The organism is Oxalobacteraceae bacterium OTU3CAMAD1 (assembly GCA_024123915.1).
In the GTDB taxonomy this organism is placed as follows: Bacteria; Pseudomonadota; Gammaproteobacteria; order Burkholderiales; family Burkholderiaceae_D; genus Rugamonas.
Genome location: CP099650.1, coordinates 2,371,291 through 2,386,024 on the forward strand (window position 1 = coordinate 2,371,291; position 14,734 = coordinate 2,386,024).

General features: G+C 65.4%; 16 protein-coding genes. 14 read left to right on the forward strand and 2 right to left on the reverse strand.

Going from position 1 to position 14,734, the window contains the following annotated elements; all coding sequences use genetic code 11:
* Nucleotides 1-4 precede the first annotated feature (4 nt).
* The 8 genes from NHH88_10160 to NHH88_10195 are packed head-to-tail and all read left to right on the forward strand — an operon-like array spanning nucleotide 5 to nucleotide 6,596.
* Nucleotides 5-1,240, forward strand: a complete 1,236-nt coding sequence (locus tag NHH88_10160) for a tryptophan 7-halogenase (GenBank protein ID USX17314.1) — start codon at nucleotides 5-7, stop codon at nucleotides 1,238-1,240.
* A gap of 11 nt (nucleotides 1,241-1,251) precedes the next feature.
* Nucleotides 1,252-1,803, forward strand: coding sequence for a DUF3261 domain-containing protein (locus tag NHH88_10165; protein USX17315.1), 552 nt, complete (start codon nucleotides 1,252-1,254; stop codon nucleotides 1,801-1,803).
* A gap of 52 nt (nucleotides 1,804-1,855) precedes the next feature.
* The gene (locus NHH88_10170; GenBank protein ID USX16117.1) at nucleotides 1,856-3,058 is read left to right on the forward strand and encodes a beta-ketoacyl-ACP synthase; all 1,203 of its coding nucleotides are present in this window, start codon (nucleotides 1,856-1,858) and stop codon (nucleotides 3,056-3,058) included.
* Nucleotides 3,055-3,549 carry a 3-hydroxylacyl-ACP dehydratase gene (locus NHH88_10175; protein ID USX16118.1) on the forward strand — a complete coding sequence of 165 codons (495 nt, stop codon included), beginning with the start codon at nucleotides 3,055-3,057 and terminating at the stop codon, nucleotides 3,547-3,549. The genes NHH88_10170 and NHH88_10175 overlap by 4 nt, the downstream gene beginning before the upstream one ends.
* Nucleotides 3,546-4,283 (forward strand): 3-oxoacyl-ACP reductase FabG, encoded by a 738-nt coding sequence (gene fabG, locus NHH88_10180; GenBank protein ID USX16119.1) that lies wholly within the window; start codon nucleotides 3,546-3,548, stop codon nucleotides 4,281-4,283. Before NHH88_10175 ends, fabG begins: the two co-directional genes overlap by 4 nt.
* Entirely contained in the window at nucleotides 4,280-5,512 is a 1,233-nt protein-coding gene (locus NHH88_10185; GenBank protein USX16120.1) for a beta-ketoacyl-ACP synthase, read from the forward strand. Before fabG ends, NHH88_10185 begins: the two co-directional genes overlap by 4 nt.
* Before the next feature lie 10 nt (nucleotides 5,513-5,522).
* The gene (locus NHH88_10190) at nucleotides 5,523-5,969 is read left to right on the forward strand and encodes an excinuclease ATPase subunit (protein ID USX16121.1); all 447 of its coding nucleotides are present in this window, start codon (nucleotides 5,523-5,525) and stop codon (nucleotides 5,967-5,969) included.
* A gap of 12 nt (nucleotides 5,970-5,981) precedes the next feature.
* Nucleotides 5,982-6,596 carry a 4'-phosphopantetheinyl transferase superfamily protein gene (locus tag NHH88_10195; GenBank protein ID USX16122.1) on the forward strand — a complete coding sequence of 205 codons (615 nt, stop codon included), beginning with the start codon at nucleotides 5,982-5,984 and terminating at the stop codon, nucleotides 6,594-6,596.
* Nucleotides 6,597-6,706: 110 nt separating this feature from the next.
* On the opposite strand, the gene NHH88_10200 is transcribed toward NHH88_10195, so the two are convergent.
* On the reverse strand, nucleotides 6,707-7,486 hold the full coding sequence (locus NHH88_10200) for a polysaccharide deacetylase family protein (GenBank protein ID USX16123.1): 780 nt from the start codon (nucleotides 7,484-7,486) through the stop codon (nucleotides 6,707-6,709).
* A 203-nt stretch (nucleotides 7,487-7,689) separates the two neighbouring features.
* On the opposite strand from NHH88_10200, the gene NHH88_10205 reads away from it, so the two are divergent.
* From NHH88_10205 to NHH88_10225, 5 genes are all read left to right on the forward strand, one after another.
* Complete coding sequence (locus tag NHH88_10205) at nucleotides 7,690-8,412, forward strand: methyltransferase domain-containing protein (GenBank protein USX16124.1); 723 nt, start codon at nucleotides 7,690-7,692, stop codon at nucleotides 8,410-8,412.
* Between the two features lie 106 nt (nucleotides 8,413-8,518).
* Nucleotides 8,519-8,827, forward strand: coding sequence for a hypothetical protein (locus NHH88_10210; GenBank protein USX16125.1), 309 nt, complete (start codon nucleotides 8,519-8,521; stop codon nucleotides 8,825-8,827).
* Nucleotides 8,817-9,086 carry a hypothetical protein gene (locus NHH88_10215; protein ID USX16126.1) on the forward strand — a complete coding sequence of 90 codons (270 nt, stop codon included), beginning with the start codon at nucleotides 8,817-8,819 and terminating at the stop codon, nucleotides 9,084-9,086. The genes NHH88_10210 and NHH88_10215 overlap by 11 nt, the downstream gene beginning before the upstream one ends.
* Nucleotides 9,083-10,654, forward strand: coding sequence for a PepSY domain-containing protein (locus tag NHH88_10220; GenBank protein ID USX16127.1), 1,572 nt, complete (start codon nucleotides 9,083-9,085; stop codon nucleotides 10,652-10,654). The genes NHH88_10215 and NHH88_10220 overlap by 4 nt, the downstream gene beginning before the upstream one ends.
* A gap of 135 nt (nucleotides 10,655-10,789) precedes the next feature.
* The gene (locus tag NHH88_10225) at nucleotides 10,790-12,697 is read left to right on the forward strand and encodes an MFS transporter (GenBank protein ID USX16128.1); all 1,908 of its coding nucleotides are present in this window, start codon (nucleotides 10,790-10,792) and stop codon (nucleotides 12,695-12,697) included.
* Nucleotides 12,698-12,778: 81 nt separating this feature from the next.
* On the opposite strand, the gene NHH88_10230 is transcribed toward NHH88_10225, so the two are convergent.
* On the reverse strand, nucleotides 12,779-13,747 hold the full coding sequence (locus NHH88_10230) for an alpha/beta fold hydrolase (protein ID USX16129.1): 969 nt from the start codon (nucleotides 13,745-13,747) through the stop codon (nucleotides 12,779-12,781).
* Nucleotides 13,748-13,961: 214 nt separating this feature from the next.
* Between NHH88_10230 and NHH88_10235 the strand changes: the two genes are divergently transcribed.
* A complete protein-coding gene (locus NHH88_10235) occupies nucleotides 13,962-14,717 on the forward strand; it encodes a hypothetical protein (protein ID USX16130.1) in 756 nt (251 codons plus the stop codon).
* The last annotated feature ends 17 nt before the right edge of the window (nucleotides 14,718-14,734 follow it).

Genomic DNA, 14,734 nt, shown 5'->3' on the forward strand with positions numbered 1-14,734 from the left:
CGCACTGACTATCGAAACCGTTGAAATTCTGATCGTCGGCGCCGGCCCGGCCGGTTCCGTCGCCGCCGCGCTGCTGCGCCAGCAGGGACGGCAAGTGCTGGTGATCGAGCGCGAGGAATTCCCCCGTTTCTCGATCGGCGAAAGCCTGCTGCCGCAAAGTATGGCCTACCTCGAACAGGCGGGTATGCTGCGGGCGGTGGTGGAGGCGGGCTTCCAGTTCAAGAACGGCGCCGCCTTCATGCGCGATGGCGAGTACACCGACTTCGATTTTCGCGACAAGCACTCGGAAGGCTGGGGCACCACCTACCAGGTGCAGCGCGCCCACTTCGACCACATCCTGGCGAAGGAGGCGGCGCGCTTCGGCGCCGAGGTGCGCCACCGCCACGAGGTGCTTGACATCGAGCTGGGTGAGAACGGCGCCCCGGCGCTTGTCACCGTCAAAAATCCGGACGGCGAACAGTATCAGGTACGCGCCGGATTCATTCTGGACGCCAGCGGTTTTGGCCGCATCCTGCCGCGCCTTCTGAAACTGGAGACGCCGTCCAACTTCCCGGTGCGCGGCGCCATTTTCACGCACGTCGAAGACGGCATACGTGGTAGCTTCGACCGCAACAAGATCCGCGTGACGGTCCATCCGAAGCACGACGACGTCTGGTTCTGGACCATTCCGTTCGCCGGCGGCCGCTGCTCGCAGGGCGTGGTGGCGGAGACCAGCTTCCTGGACCGCTATGAAGGCACGCCGACCGAGCGGCTGCAAGCGATTCTGGCGGAGGACCCGTCGCTGAGCGCCTTGCTGGCCGACGCCAAGTGGGATACGCCGGCGCGTCAGATCGTCGGCTATTCGGCCAATGTGGAAAAACTGTGGGGGCCGGGCTACGCGTTGCTGGGCAACGCCGGCGAATTCCTCGATCCGGTGTTCTCGTCCGGCGTGACCATCGCGTTCAAGTCCGCCAGCCTTGCCGCCGCCGCGCTGCAGCGCCAGTTCGCGGGCGAGACGGTCGACTGGCAGGCCGATTTTGGCGCGCCGCTGCGCAAGGGCGTGGACACGTTCCGCGTGTTTGTCGAGTCCTGGTACGCGGGCGGCTTCCAAAAGATCATCTTCCACCGGAATCAGCAGCCCGAGGTCAAGCGCATGATCTCCGCCATCCTGGCCGGCTACGCCTGGGATCTGAGCAATCCGTTCGTCAAGGAGACGCCGCGCAGGTTGGCGGCGCTGGAGGCTTTATGCACGCCGCAATGATCGGGCACCGGATGCGCCAGGGCCTGCATCTGGCGGTGCTGGCGATCTTTGCGTTGCTGGCCGGCTGCGCCACGACGCCGCCGCCGCAGGCGCGTTTGGGCTTGAAGCTGCCGCCGGCCGCGCTGGGAACGTCGATCAGCGTACAGCAGCATTTGAAGGTGGAACGGGAAGGCCGCACCGACGATCTGGATGTGGCGTTGCAGGTGGAACCGGACGCGATCGACGTGGTCGGCCTGGCCTTCGGCCAGCGCGTGCTGACCATGCGCTACGACGGCAAGGAACTGACCTCCTGGCGCCATGTGATGCTGCCCTCGCAGGTGCGCCCGGAGGACGTGCTGGAGGACATGCAACTGACCCTGTGGCCGGCCGAATCGATCGCCACCGCGCTGCCGGCGGGCTGGCGCATCGCCGAGCAGGGGGCGACGCGCACCTTGTACCTGGAAAATGAGCCTATCATGCGGATTGTCTATAGCGGCACGCCGCGCTGGAGCGGCACGGTGGTGTTGGAGAATCTGCGTTATCACTATAAGCTGACGATACAGTTCGCGCAGGAAGGCCAATGAGCTTAATGAGCTTGAGCCTAATGGGCCCAACGAGATTGACCGAGACGGTAGCATGTTGAATTTTTATCTGAACGCTTGCGGTATCATCTGCGCGCTTGGCGATAGCCATGCGCAGGTCAAGGCGCGCCTGTACGCCGGCGAGAGCGGCGTGGCGATGACCGGCGAATGGTCGCCGGGCCGCGAGCTGCCGCTGGGCCGCGTGCTCGCGGCGCTGCCGTCGGTCGATCATTTGCCCGCGCGCCAGCGCAGCCGCAACAACGCGCTGGCGCTGGCCGCGCTGGCGCAGATCCGCCCGGCCGTCGAGGCGGCGGTGGCGCGTTACGGCGCCGATCGCGTCGGCGTGGTGATCGGCACCAGCACTTCCGGCATCGGCGAGACCGAGCAGGCCATCCGCGACTACTGTGCGGACGGCGTGCTGCCGCCGCACTTCGTCTACGATCCGCAGGAAATGGGATCGCCGGCGGTCATGCTGGCGAATGAACTGGGGCTGGCCGGTCCCGCCTACGTGCATTCGAGCGCTTGTTCGTCGAGCGCCAAGGCCATGGCCAGCGCGGCGCGCCTGATCAAGATGGGGCTATGCGACGCCGTGCTGACCGGCGGCGTCGATTCGCTGTGCACCTTCACGGTGGCCGGTTTCGCGTCACTGGAATCGGTCAGCGACGAACAGTGCAACCCGATGAGCGTCAACCGCCACGGCATCAACATCGGCGAAGCCGGCGCGCTGTTCCTGATGAGCGCCGATGCCGGCGCAGCGGGGGAGGCCGGCGCGGTCGCCTTGCTGGGCTGGGGCGAGTCGTCGGACGGCCACCATATGTCGGCGCCCGATCCGGCCGGCGTGGGCGCGCGGCTGGCGATGAACCAGGCGCTGGAACGCGCCGGCCTTGACGCCGCGCAGATCGATTACGTCAACATGCATGGCACGGCCACGCCGCAAAACGACGCGATGGAGTCGCGCGTGATCGAATCCCTGTTCGGGCTTGAAGTGCCGGTCAGCTCGACCAAACCGTTCACCGGCCACACCCTGGGCGCGGCGGCGGCGGTGGAAGCGGCGCTGTGCTGGCTGGCGATGCAGGACGATAATCCGCAGGGCAGGCTGCCGCCGCATCTGTGGGACGGCGCCGCCGATCCCGCGCTGCCGGCGCTCAACCTGGTGCCGCCCGGGGCGGCGCTTGGCCGTCCCTTGCGCCTTGTGCTGAGCAGTTCTTTCGCTTTCGGCGGCTCCAACGCGGCGCTGGTGCTGGGGAGGACGGCATGATGGCCGCAATGCCCGACCCGATGCCCGATGTCGACACACTGGTGCCGCATTCCGGGCACATGGTGCTGCTCGAACGCGTGGTCAGCGCCGACGCGGACAATCTGTGCGCGGAAGTACGCATCCACGCCGGCAGCGTGCTGGCGACCGAACAAGGTGTCGGCTCGTGGGTCGGCATCGAATATATGGCGCAGGCGATCGCCGCGCACGCGGGCTGGCTGGCGCGGCAACGCGGCGACGCCGTCAAGGTCGGATTCCTGCTTGGCTCGCGCAAGTACGAGACCAGCGTGCCTTATTTCGCGCCGGGCAGCGTGCTGCTGGTGCATGTGCACCGCGTGCTGCAGGCGGAGAACGGCCTGGGCGCCTTCGATTGCCGGATCGTCCCGGCCGATGCGGGCGCGGATATCAACGCTGCCACCCTGGCCACGGCGACGGTGACTGTTTTCCAGCCCGATAATGTCAATCAATTTCTCAAAGATGGAAACGTAGCATGAATCAGAACAAGTCCATGAGCGTGCTGGTGACGGGATCTTCCCGCGGCATCGGCAAGGCGATCGCGCTGCGTCTCGCGCGCGACGGTTACGACGTGGTGCTCCATTGCCGCAGCCAGCGCGCCGAAGCCGACGCGGTGGCGCAGGAGATTGCGCAAATGGGGCGCGCAGTGCGCGTGCTGCAGTTCGACATCGGCGACCGCGCGGCCACCGCCGCCGCGCTGGAGGCGGACATCGAACAACATGGCTGCTACTACGGCGTGGTGTGCAACGCCGGCGTGGCCCGCGACAACGCCTTTCCGGCGATGTCCGGCGAGGACTGGGACATCGTGCTGCAAACGAACCTGGACGGTTTTTACAACGTCCTCAATCCGCTGGTGATGCCGCTGGTGCAGCGGCGCAAGCCGGGCCGCATCGTCACCCTGGCATCGGTGTCGGGCCTGATCGGCAATCGCGGCCAGGTCAACTACAGCGCGGCCAAGGCGGGCATCATCGGCGCCACCAAGGCGCTGGCGCTGGAACTGGCCAAGCGCGCCATCACCGTCAACTGCGTGGCGCCCGGCCTGATCGAGACCGATATGATCGGCGATGTGCCGATGGACGAGGCGCTCAAGCTGATACCGGCGCGCCGCGTCGGCAAGCCGGAGGAAGTGGCGGCCGCCGTCAGCTTCCTGATCGGCGAGGAGGCAGGCTACATCACGCGCCAGGTCATCTCCGTCAATGGCGGGTTGGCATGAGCCGCCGCGTCGCCGTTACCGGCATGGCCGGCATCAGCCCGATCGGCAACGACTGGGCGGCCGTGCGCCAGCGCCTGGGCGAGTTCCGCAACGCGGTCGTGCACATGGACGACTGGTCCGATTACGAAGGCCTGAACACGCGCCTGGGCGCGCCGGCCGCGCCGTTCGAACTGACCGAACGCTATAACCGCAAGGCCATCCGCAGCATGGGCCGCGTGGCGCTGATGGCGACGCGCGCCACCGAGCTGGCGCTGGCCGACGCCGGCCTGCTCGATCATCCGCTGCTCAAGGGCGGCGACCTGGGTGTGTCGTTCGGTTCCTCGGCCGGCACGCCGAGCGCCATCGGCGACTTCGGCCGCATGATGGAGGAGCGCACCACCAAGGGCATCAACGCCACCACCTACATCAAGATGATGTCGCACACGGCGCCGGTCAACATCGGCGTCTTCTTCGGCATCACCGGGCGCGTGATCACCACCTCCAGCGCCTGCACCTCCGGCAGCCAGGGCATAGGCTATGCCTACGAGGCTATCCGCGCCGGCAAGCAGCTGGCGATGGTTGCCGGCGGCGCCGAGGAGCTGTGCGCGACCGAGGCGGCGGTGTTCGACACGCTGTTCGCCACCAGTACCCGCAACGACGCCGGCCACACCACACCGCGTCCGTTCGACGCCGGCCGCGACGGCCTGGTGATCGGCGAGGGCGCCGGCTGTCTGATCCTTGAGGATATGGACCATGCGCAGGCGCGCGGCGCGACGATACACGCGGAGCTGGTGGGCTTCGGCACCAACAGCGACGGTTGCCACGTCACGCAGCCCAATGCGGCCACGATGCAGAAGGCGATGCGGCTGGCGTTGAGCGACGCCGGCTTGCAGGCGGCGGACATCGGTTACATCAACGCCCACGGCACCGGCACGCAGCAGGGCGACATCGCCGAATCGCAGGCGACGCTGGCGGTGTTCGGCGACAAGACGCCGATCAGCTCACTGAAAAGCTATATGGGCCATACCCTGGGCGCGTGCGGCGCGCTGGAGGCGTGGATCAGCATCGAGATGATGCGCGAGGGCTGGTTCGCGCCGACCATCAACCTTGAACAAGTGGACGGCGAGTGCGCGCAGCTGGATTACATCGCCGGCGAAGGCCGCGCGCTGCAATGCGAGTACGTGATGTCGAATAACTTCGCCTTCGGCGGCATCAACACTTCTCTGATTTTTAAACGGTACGTTAAATAGGAAGACGACAATGAAAAAAACCCTCGTTACCGCAGCCATGCTGGCTGTTTCGCTGACCGCCTCGTTCTCCGCTTCGGCGGACGACAAGATGGTGAAGTTCCCTATCGCCGGCGCCATGGCCGCCAACGACGCGCAGCAGCGCCTGGGCGACTCGGTGAAGTTCTATTTCGCCGACCAGCAAACGCCTAAGGTGGCAAGCAAAATCACCTCCGACAAGACCAGCCAGCGCACCAACGGCTTCGGCAAGTCCGCAGAAAAAGCCTGCAACTGGGTGTTCCTGTCCGCCATGCTGGCGTTGCAGAAGCGCGCCACCGAAGTCGGCGCGGACGCGGTGGTCAACATCGTCAGCAATTTCAAGGACCAGGAATTCGCCAGCCAGACCGAGTACGAGTGCGCGGACGGCGCCATCATGGCCGGCGTGGCGCTCAAGGGCGATTTCGTCAAGCTGGCCAAGTGATAGCCGGCGTCCATGACTGAGGCGACGCTGTGGATGGTGGACGCGGACGCGGTGGCGGACGCCGATCTGCTGCGTTTTCGCGACTGGCTGTCGGCGGGCGAGCTGGCGCGCTATCAGCGCTTTGTCCGCGCGCAGCGGCTGCGCCAGTTCGTGGTGGGCCGCGTGTTGCTGCGCAAGGCGCTGGGCCGCTTGCTGAACGTCGATGCGCGGGAAATCCAACTGGAGGAGCAGGTCGGCAAGGCGCCGCTGCTGGTGTCGCCCGTCGTCAAGGGCGGCATGCCCGGCTTCAGCATCGCGCATAGCGGCCGCTGGGTCGCCTGCGCGGTGAGCGCGCAGACCGCCCTGGGTCTGGATATCGAGATGCGCGACGCCGGGCGCGACCTGGCCGCGTTGGCCGCGCAGGCGTTCGACGCGCGCGAGATGGCGCGCTGGGAGGGATTGCCGGAGGCGCGGCGCGTCGACGGGTTTTACCGGATGTGGAGCGAGAAGGAAGCGCGCTTCAAGCTGGGTGGGGGCGCTGGCGGACATTATGTCGCCGTGCCGCATGACGAGCTGTCTGTGGTGATCTGTAGCGAATTGCCGCTGGACGAGGCGCCGAGGATGGAAGTCGTCAGTCTGATTACGTAGGGCGGATTAGCGCAGCGTAATCGGCCATGCATGGGCCGTCGGCGGCTCATCGATGGCCGATTACGGCGTTCCGCCTAATCCGCCCTACGTGTTTCAGATTGATTTTGGCATTACTGCCACAGCCAGTTCCACAGCCCCGGCAGCTGCGGCTTGGCGTCCGGGTTGTTGACGGTGCTGGCCAGTGCGGCGCGTTCCAGTTCGTCGTGGTCGTCGTAGAACGGTTTGGCCGCGAGCGGCACGTCGAGTTCACGCGCGACGTCGATCAGGATGTCGAGATACTCCTGGATGTGGCGCGAGGTGTAGGTGTTTACGTCGTGGAAGGTGACGACGACCGGCGTGCTGCCATCGACCGCCGGCATGGCGCCAGCGGCCCAGCGCTTGCGCGTCTCGGCCAGGTGTTTGAGCATGTTCGAACGTTTGTGCCAGCTGAAGTTGATGCCGTAGATTTTGCCGTCGTTGGCATTGAGGTCGGTCAGCAGCATGCGCATGCCGTGCTGGCGGTAGGACTCCAGCGTTTCTGCGTCGTAGGCCCAGAACGGCGGGCGTACCAGCTTTGGGGCGACGCCGGTGATGCCGGTGAGGTCATCGACGCCTTGTCGCATCGATTCGTCCAGCGTCTGTTTGCTCATGAAGCGGTGGTTCGAGTGGAACAAGGTGGCGGTGTGCAGCGCGACGATGTGGCCTTCGTCGTGTTCGCGCTTGATCAGCGCGCGGCCGACGTCCGTGCCGCCGCCGTGCCAGGCGCGGGTCTGCGTGAAGAACACGGCCTTGATGTTGTCCTGCAGAGGATTGCGGGCCAGCGTCTCGAGGATATGCACGGTGGGATTGTCGCTGGCGGCGGCGGCGGGGCCGTCGTCGAAGGTGAGCAGAAAACGCACAGGAGCCGGCATGGGCACGGGCGCTGCCAAGACTGCGGACGTGTCCTGGCCTGCGGCGGCAGCGCTCAATAGTAGCAATGACAATGTTGCAAGCAGCAGGCGGGGACGAAGGACTAACACGGGATTAACGAACGACGAGGGATGGATATTGTACGTGAATTCACGTTGTCGCCGCGCACCTCTAATTTTATTAAACCAATATAGATGAAGATCTTATGAGCGCCAATTTTGATTTAACGCAGCCTTCCGGCGATCCCCATGTTCCGGAGACGGCATTCGGCAAATGGTTCCTGCGCACCGAGACCTGGACCGTCCATGTGCTGGAGCGCGCGCTGGCGGACCTGGAGCGCATGATGCCGGCCGATCGGCGCGGCTACGACGTGGTGGCCGATGTGGGCTGCGGCTTTGGCCGCTCCCTGGGCAAGCTGCACCAGCGCTTTGCGCCCAAGCGCTTGATCGGCATGGACATCGATCCCGAGATGCTGCAGGAATCGGCCAAGGAGATGGCGGCGCTGAACATCCCGGCCGACTTCATTTGCTGTTCCAGCTCGAACATCAAGCTGGAAGATAATTCCGTCGACCTGTTGTTCTGCCATCAGACCTTTCATCACCTGATCGACCAGGAACGGGCGATCCAGGAGTTCTACCGCGTGCTCAAGCCGGGCGGCGTGCTGCTGTTCGCCGAATCGACCAAGCGCTATATCCACTCGTGGATCATCCGCCTGCTGTTCCGCCATCCGATGGATGTGCAGAAGACGGCGCCGGAGTACCTGGCGATGGTGCGCGCGGCCGGTTTCTCGGTGCCGGATGGTTCGGTGTCGTATCCCTTCCTGTGGTGGAGCCGCGAGGACCTGGGTATTCTGGAGACGGCGCTGCGCATCAAACCGAAGGCGGTGCGCGAGGAGACGTTGATCAATCTGGTGGGCGTCAAACCCTAGCAATTCCGGGCCGGTCCCGCCTTTCGATGCCAAATCGATAAATTTAACTTGGAATGCAAATCATTCTCATCTAAAATTTGTCGTTTATCGGCCGGCAGGCGAAGGGATGGATGCGGTGAACTGGATCAGCATCATCGTGGCGGCGTTGGCCGCCCTGTACTTATATTTGGCCTCGCCGCACCAGGCCTTGTGGCCGGCGGCGCTGGCGCGCCAATATTTTTTGCGCTGGTTGTCGGTGCCCCTGGCCACCGGCGCCATCGCGGCGGCGGTGCGGGATTACGGCTTCTGGTGCGGCGTGTGCGTCGCGCTGACGGGGTTCATGACGACGCTGGTGCTGCTGCCTTACGCCGACGCCTGGCTGCGCCGCCGCCGGCCGCACAATCCAGCCAAACCGAAGGCGCGCCATGTGGGGTAAATCGACGGCCGCCCTTTTTCTCGGATTGCCGCTGGCGGTGATCGTGGTCGGCATCTGCGCGCTGCTTAGCCGGGACCAGGCCCGCACCACGCTGCCATGGCTGCTGATGTTCGTCCTGTTCTGGATAGGCGCGATGACGATCGCCTTCCTGTTCCGCACCGGCCTGCGCGCCTGGCTGTGGATGGGCGGCGCCACCTTGCTCGGCTACGCCGTGCTGCACCTGTCGAAGGCCGGCGGCCTGTTAAGGATCGCCGGATGAAATCATCGACCCTGCGCACCTTTATTTCGGTCCACACGTGGGTGGGACTGGTGGCGGGCTTCGGCCTGTTCATCGCTTTCTACGCCGGCTCCATCACCTTGTTCCACTCCGAGCTGCACGCATGGCAGACGCCTGTTCCGCAAGTCGCGCCGTCGGCGGCCCAATCGCGGCCGCAGGCGCTGATCGACGCGGTGCTCGCCGCGCATCCGGAAGCGTGCAAGATGTTTTACATGAGCCTGCCGTCGGCCTATGAGCCGGAGCTGGTGCTGACCGCCGGCGAGCGCCATTTCCGCCTCGACGCCGCCGGCAAGCTGGAAGAGTTCGAGGAGCGCTCGCACCTGATGGACTTCATCTACCGCCTGCATTACTCGGCGGGGCTGCCGGACCGCTTCGGCCTGTACACGCTGGGCGCGGTGTGCGTGTTGTACGGACTGGCGCTGGTGACCGGCGTGATTATCTATGCGCCCACCTTCTTCAAGGACCTGTTCGCGCTCAGGATCGGCAAGAACCTCAAGCGCATGTGGCAGGACGCGCACAACGCCATCGGCATCCTGTCGCTGCCGTTCCACATCATGTATGCGTGGAGCAGCGCGATCCTGGGGCTGGGACTGATCCTGCTGGCGCCTTTCCAGTACCTGGTCTTCGACGGCAAGCTCCTTAATCTTGTTGCGGCCGATATCAACGTGGCTGCGTCGCCTGTCGCCAGCGGCGTGGCCGCGCCACTGTTGCCGGTCGCGCGGGTGATGGCGGCCGTCGAACGCGCGGCGCCGGGCATGGAGGTCAAGAGCCTGTTGTACCAGGAAGCCGGCGACGCCAACGCGCAGGTGCAGGTGACAGGCGACGTTCGGCAAAACACCGTGTCGAGCAGTTCGGCGGTGGTGCTCAACGCCAGCACCGGCGCAGTGCAGCGGGTGGTGGTGCCGGAGAATTTCAGTCCCGGCATGCGCTTCCTGCGCAGTCTACAGGCGCTCCATTTCGGTAACTTCGGCCACGCGGCGGTGCAGTGGATGTACTTCATCCTCGGTATCGCCGGCGCCTTCCTGTTCTACAGCGGGAATCTGCTGTGGATCGAGGCGCGCCGCAAGCGTCTTAGCCTGGTGCAGCCGCGCAGCGGACGGCTGATGGCGCAGGCAACGCTGGGCGTTTGCCTCGGCTGCGTGGCGGGTGTCTCCGCGATGTTCGTGATGAACAAGCTGGCGCCGGCGGCGCCGGGGCAGCTGCCGTTGTGGGAGTCGCGCAGTTACTACACGGTGTTCTGGCTGGCGGTGGTGTGGGCCTTCGCCCGGCCGCCGGCGCGCGCCGCCCACGAGCTGCTGACCGCGTGCGCCGTGCTGACCTTGGCCATTCCGCTGTCGCACTGGATCGCCACCGGTCTCAATCCGCTGCTGGCGCTGATGCGCGGCGACGGCGTCACCGTCGGCGTGGCGGTGGTGGCGCTGCTGGCCGCCGCCTTGTACTGGAAGATGGCGCGCGCGGTGCTGCGGCGCGGCCTGCATGGCGATCCGCACAGCGTCTGGTCGCTGCGCGCGCCATCGGTCAAACAGGACATGGCGCGGCAAGCGGCCTAGGCGCGCCGATGGCCGCGCCGGCTGTTTGATCTGGCTCACCACTGACTTCCACATCCGCATGCCGGCGCGGGCCGGCATGCGGTTATAATCCGCTCAATCTTTCCGGAATTTCCAGATAGCAAGGATTTGCACGATATGAGCCAGCCCAATCAGTTCTCCCTGTTGACGCAACGCCGCTTCGCGCCGTTCTTCTGGACCCAGTTCCTCGGCGCGTTCAACGACAATCTGTTCAAGACCGCGCTGATCGTCATCATCACCTTCGACGCGCTCAGTTGGACCACGCTGTCGCCGTCCCTGGTCACCAACCTGATCCCCGGGCTGTTCATCCTGCCGTTCGTGGTGTTTTCCGCCACCGCCGGCCAGCTGGCCGATAAATTCGACAAGGCCGGGCTGACGCGCTTCATCAAGTGGCTGGAACTGGTCATCATGCTGGTGGCTGGCGTGGGCTGGATGACACACACACTGTGGCTGCTGGTGCTGGGCGTGGTCGGCATGGGCGTGCATTCGACCTTGTTCGGCCCCGTCAAATATGCGTATCTGCCGCAGCAGCTCAAGCCGGAGGAACTCATCGGCGGCAACGGCGTGACCGAGATGGGCACCTTCGTCGGCATTCTGCTGGGAGAGATCCTCGGCGCCATCCTGGTGGTGCAGCAGCCGCACGGCATCCTGCTGGAGGCGGGGGGCACCATCTTCTTCGCCGTCCTCGGGCTGATCGCCGCCTACCGCATTCCCAGCTCGCCGGCGCCGGCGCCCGACCTGAAGATCAACTGGAACTTCGTCAGCGAATCGATCCGCAATATCAATTTCTCGCGCAAGAACCGCACCGTGTTCCTGTCCATGCTGGGCAACTCGTGGTTCTGGTTCTACGGCGCGCTGGTGCTGTCGCAGTTCCCGGTGTTCGCCAAGGATTACCTGCACGGCGACCATAGCGCCTTCGTGCTGCTGCTGACGGTGTTCTCGCTGGGCGTGGGCAGCGGCTCGCTGCTGTGCGAGCGGCTGTCCGGGCGCAAGGTGGAAATCGGCCTGGTGCCGTTCGGCGCCATCGGCCTGACGATCTTCGGCGTGGACCTGTACTTCGCCAGCCTGGCCTACGGCAGCGGCGTGGCCGCGCTGACGGCCGGCCCGCACCTGGACGCGATCGCGCTGCTGGCGCAGCACGGCATGTGGCGCATCCTGTTCGACATCCTGATGATAGGCCTGTTCGGCGGCCTGTTCATCGTGCCGCTGTTCGCGCTGATCCAGACCCGCTGCGACCCGGAACACATCTCGCGCACCATCGCCGGCATGAACATCCTCAACGCGCTGTTCATGGTGGCGGCGGCCGGCCTGGCCATCGTGTTGCTGGGGCAGGGCTTCACGATCCCGCAGCTGTTCCTGGTGACGGCGCTGCTCAACGCGCTGGTGGCGATCTATATCTTCTCGCTGGTGCCGGAGTTCCTGATGCGCTTCCTGGCGTGGCTGCTGATCCACACCGTGCACCGCGTGCGCACCATCGACGCCGAGCGCATTCCGGCCGAGGGGGCCGCTGTGCTGGTGTGTAACCATGTCAGTTATGTCGACGCCATCGTCATCGGCGCGGCCAGTCCGAGGCCGATCCGCTTCGTCATGGATCACCGTATTTTCAAGCTGCCGCTGTTGGGGTGGATCTTCCGCACCGCGCGCGCGATTCCGATCGCGCCGGCCAAGGAGGACCCGTGGCTGATGGAGAAGGCGTATATCGATATCGCGCAGGCGCTGCACGAGGGGGATCTGGTGTGTATCTTCCCGGAGGGGCGGTTGACGCATGACGGGGAGATCAACCAGTTCAAGGGCGGTATCGCCAAGATCATCGAACGCTCCAAGGTGCCGGTGATTCCGATGGCGCTGCGCGGGCTGTGGGGACATCTGCTCAGCCGCAATGGCGAGAATGTATTCCAGCGGGCGTTCCGCAATGGGTTGCGTTCGCGGCTTGCGCTGGCGGTGGGGCTGCCGGTGCCGCCGCACGATGTCACGCCCGAGGGCTTGCAGAAGCAGGTGCTCGATTTGCGCGGGGATTGGAAGTAGGGCGGATTAGCGCAACGCGCGTAATCGGCCAGGCTCCGTCGGCGGCTCGACCATTGGCCGATTACGCTTCGCTAATCCGCCCTACGTGGAACTGTGGGGTAACCGGCGCGACCAGCTGGCGATGGCGTCGGCCACCGCCGTGTCGCTTTCCGTACCCAACAGCATCGATTGCATCGGCGGCAGGCCTGCCGGTGTCGCTTTGTAGAAGTGGTTCAGCGTCGGGAAGAGCGCCACTTCGGTCTCCAGCCCGCCGCGTCCCGCGCGCAGCGCCTCGGCATGCTCCGGCGGCACCGATTCGTCGCGCCCTCCCTGGATGATCAACACCGGCTGCCGCACCTTGGCCAGCGCCGCCACCGGATCGACGCGGTCGGCGCTGCGCAGATAGGCGTGTCCCATCGGCGGCATCGTCGCCAGCATCGCCGTCCGTGGATCGCGCGCCGCCTCGGGAGGCAGCGGGTTGCCGGCGCGGATCGCCGCCGCCGTGCGGTCGAACAGCGCCATGTCCGGCGCCATGCCGGCCGGCGCCATCGCCGCGATCTGCGCCCGCATGACGGCGAAGATCGGCAACGCCGGGCCGGACAAACTCACCACGCCATCGATCATCCGCCCGTCCATGCCGCCGGCCAGCAGCGATGCCACCACCGCGCCCTCGCTGTGGCCGGCGACGATGACGGGCCTCGCGCCGACGCTGCCACGCAGCAGCGCCAGGCCGGCGCTGGCGACCGCCACCCGCGTCAGGAAATCGATATGGGAAGCGGCGAGGACCGCATTGATCGTCTGCGATCCGGTGCCGGGACCGATCTTGGCCATCCGCAGCACGGCGAAGCCGCGCGCGCTCAAATGCCTCGCCAGATCCGCATACGCATGCGGGCGCATATTCATCGTCGGATAGTTCCCGTCGACGTCGCTGAACAGCGATCCGGGAACGATCAACACCGCGCCCGCGGCGTCGCCATCGGACGGCGTGAATCGGCATGCGACCTTCACCCCGGACACGGTGACGGAAACGTCTTGCTCTTTCGGCGCGGCGCCCGCGCTGTCGTGAGACATTTTCATTGCTCCTGTCATTTGGGTAAGGGCGGAAAACCACCAGTGTATCGCGCAAAATGCGCGCGCCGATAAGCTTCTACCAAAAAACGCCCCGTCTAAAAGTTATAAATTGTAACTTACTAGTCGTTACAAATTACTGATTCAAATTGACAAGTTTTCTTTAGACTGCACGTCGGCGCCTCACGAGGGCGTCTTCTAAAACCAGGGGAAAACAATGTTCAAGCAAACCAAACTCATGTCCATGCTGGCGCTGTCCGGCATGCTCGCTTTGTCGGCCTGCGGCGGCGGCACCGATGTCGTCGTCGGTCCGGCCAAACCGCCCGAGCCGGTGGTGCCGCCCAAGCCTGTCGCTTCGGTCATCACGGTCGACTTCAACGCCGGCATCGACGGCTGGAGCGCCGACGTCGCCGACTTCACCGCCGAGACCAAGCCGATCGACGTGGCCGCCGCGTGGAAGGACCTGCCGGCGCCGCTGACGGGCAAGGGCTACTACCTGATCTCGACCAACAAGAGCGACGATGTGATGACGTTCGTCAAACGCCAAGTGGCGGGCTTCGTGCCGGGCGCGAAGTACGCGGTGACGTTCGCGATGCGCTACGCGACCGACGCGGGCACCGGTTGCTTTGGTGTGGGCGGCTCGCGCGGCGAGAGCATGTGGATGGTGGTCGCGGCCAGCGCCGACGAGCCGAAAGTGGTCAAGCAGGCCAACGACGAATTGCGCCTGAACCTCGAGCGCGGCAACCAGGCCGAATCGGGACGCCAGGGCAAGGTGATCGGCGTGCAGGGCGGCGAGGGCCTGGGCTGCAGCGGCGGCAAGTGGGCCACGCAGGAGCGCAAGTCGGACGAGGCGGTCGAACTGCAGGCCGACAAGGACGGCAAGTTCTGGATCGTGCTGGGCACCGACTCCGGCTTCGAATCGACCAACGCCCTGTATCTGCAAGGCGCCACGGTCAACGTCAAGCCGCTGTAAGCGGCGGCTGTCACCAA

Excerpts from the sequence above, each read along its gene's own strand:
- NHH88_10230 (USX16129.1), bottom strand. The coding sequence starts at position 13,747 with ATGTCTCACGACAGCGCGGGCGCCGCGCCGAAAGAGCAAGACGTTTCC.
- NHH88_10195 (USX16122.1), top strand. The coding sequence starts at position 5,982 with ATGACTGAGGCGACGCTGTGGATGGTGGACGCGGACGCGGTGGCGGAC.
- NHH88_10210 (USX16125.1), top strand. The coding sequence starts at position 8,519 with ATGGATGCGGTGAACTGGATCAGCATCATCGTGGCGGCGTTGGCCGCC.
- NHH88_10215 (USX16126.1), top strand. The coding sequence starts at position 8,817 with ATGTGGGGTAAATCGACGGCCGCCCTTTTTCTCGGATTGCCGCTGGCG.
- NHH88_10170 (USX16117.1), top strand. The coding sequence starts at position 1,856 with ATGTTGAATTTTTATCTGAACGCTTGCGGTATCATCTGCGCGCTTGGC.
- NHH88_10185 (USX16120.1), top strand. The coding sequence starts at position 4,280 with ATGAGCCGCCGCGTCGCCGTTACCGGCATGGCCGGCATCAGCCCGATC.
- NHH88_10225 (USX16128.1), top strand. The coding sequence starts at position 10,790 with ATGAGCCAGCCCAATCAGTTCTCCCTGTTGACGCAACGCCGCTTCGCG.
- NHH88_10205 (USX16124.1), top strand. The coding sequence starts at position 7,690 with ATGAGCGCCAATTTTGATTTAACGCAGCCTTCCGGCGATCCCCATGTT.
- NHH88_10165 (USX17315.1), top strand. The coding sequence starts at position 1,252 with ATGCGCCAGGGCCTGCATCTGGCGGTGCTGGCGATCTTTGCGTTGCTG.
- NHH88_10235 (USX16130.1), top strand. The coding sequence starts at position 13,962 with ATGTTCAAGCAAACCAAACTCATGTCCATGCTGGCGCTGTCCGGCATG.
- NHH88_10200 (USX16123.1), bottom strand. The coding sequence starts at position 7,486 with ATGCCGGCTCCTGTGCGTTTTCTGCTCACCTTCGACGACGGCCCCGCC.
- NHH88_10220 (USX16127.1), top strand. The coding sequence starts at position 9,083 with ATGAAATCATCGACCCTGCGCACCTTTATTTCGGTCCACACGTGGGTG.
- fabG (USX16119.1), top strand. The coding sequence starts at position 3,546 with ATGAATCAGAACAAGTCCATGAGCGTGCTGGTGACGGGATCTTCCCGC.
- NHH88_10190 (USX16121.1), top strand. The coding sequence starts at position 5,523 with ATGAAAAAAACCCTCGTTACCGCAGCCATGCTGGCTGTTTCGCTGACC.
- NHH88_10175 (USX16118.1), top strand. The coding sequence starts at position 3,055 with ATGATGGCCGCAATGCCCGACCCGATGCCCGATGTCGACACACTGGTG.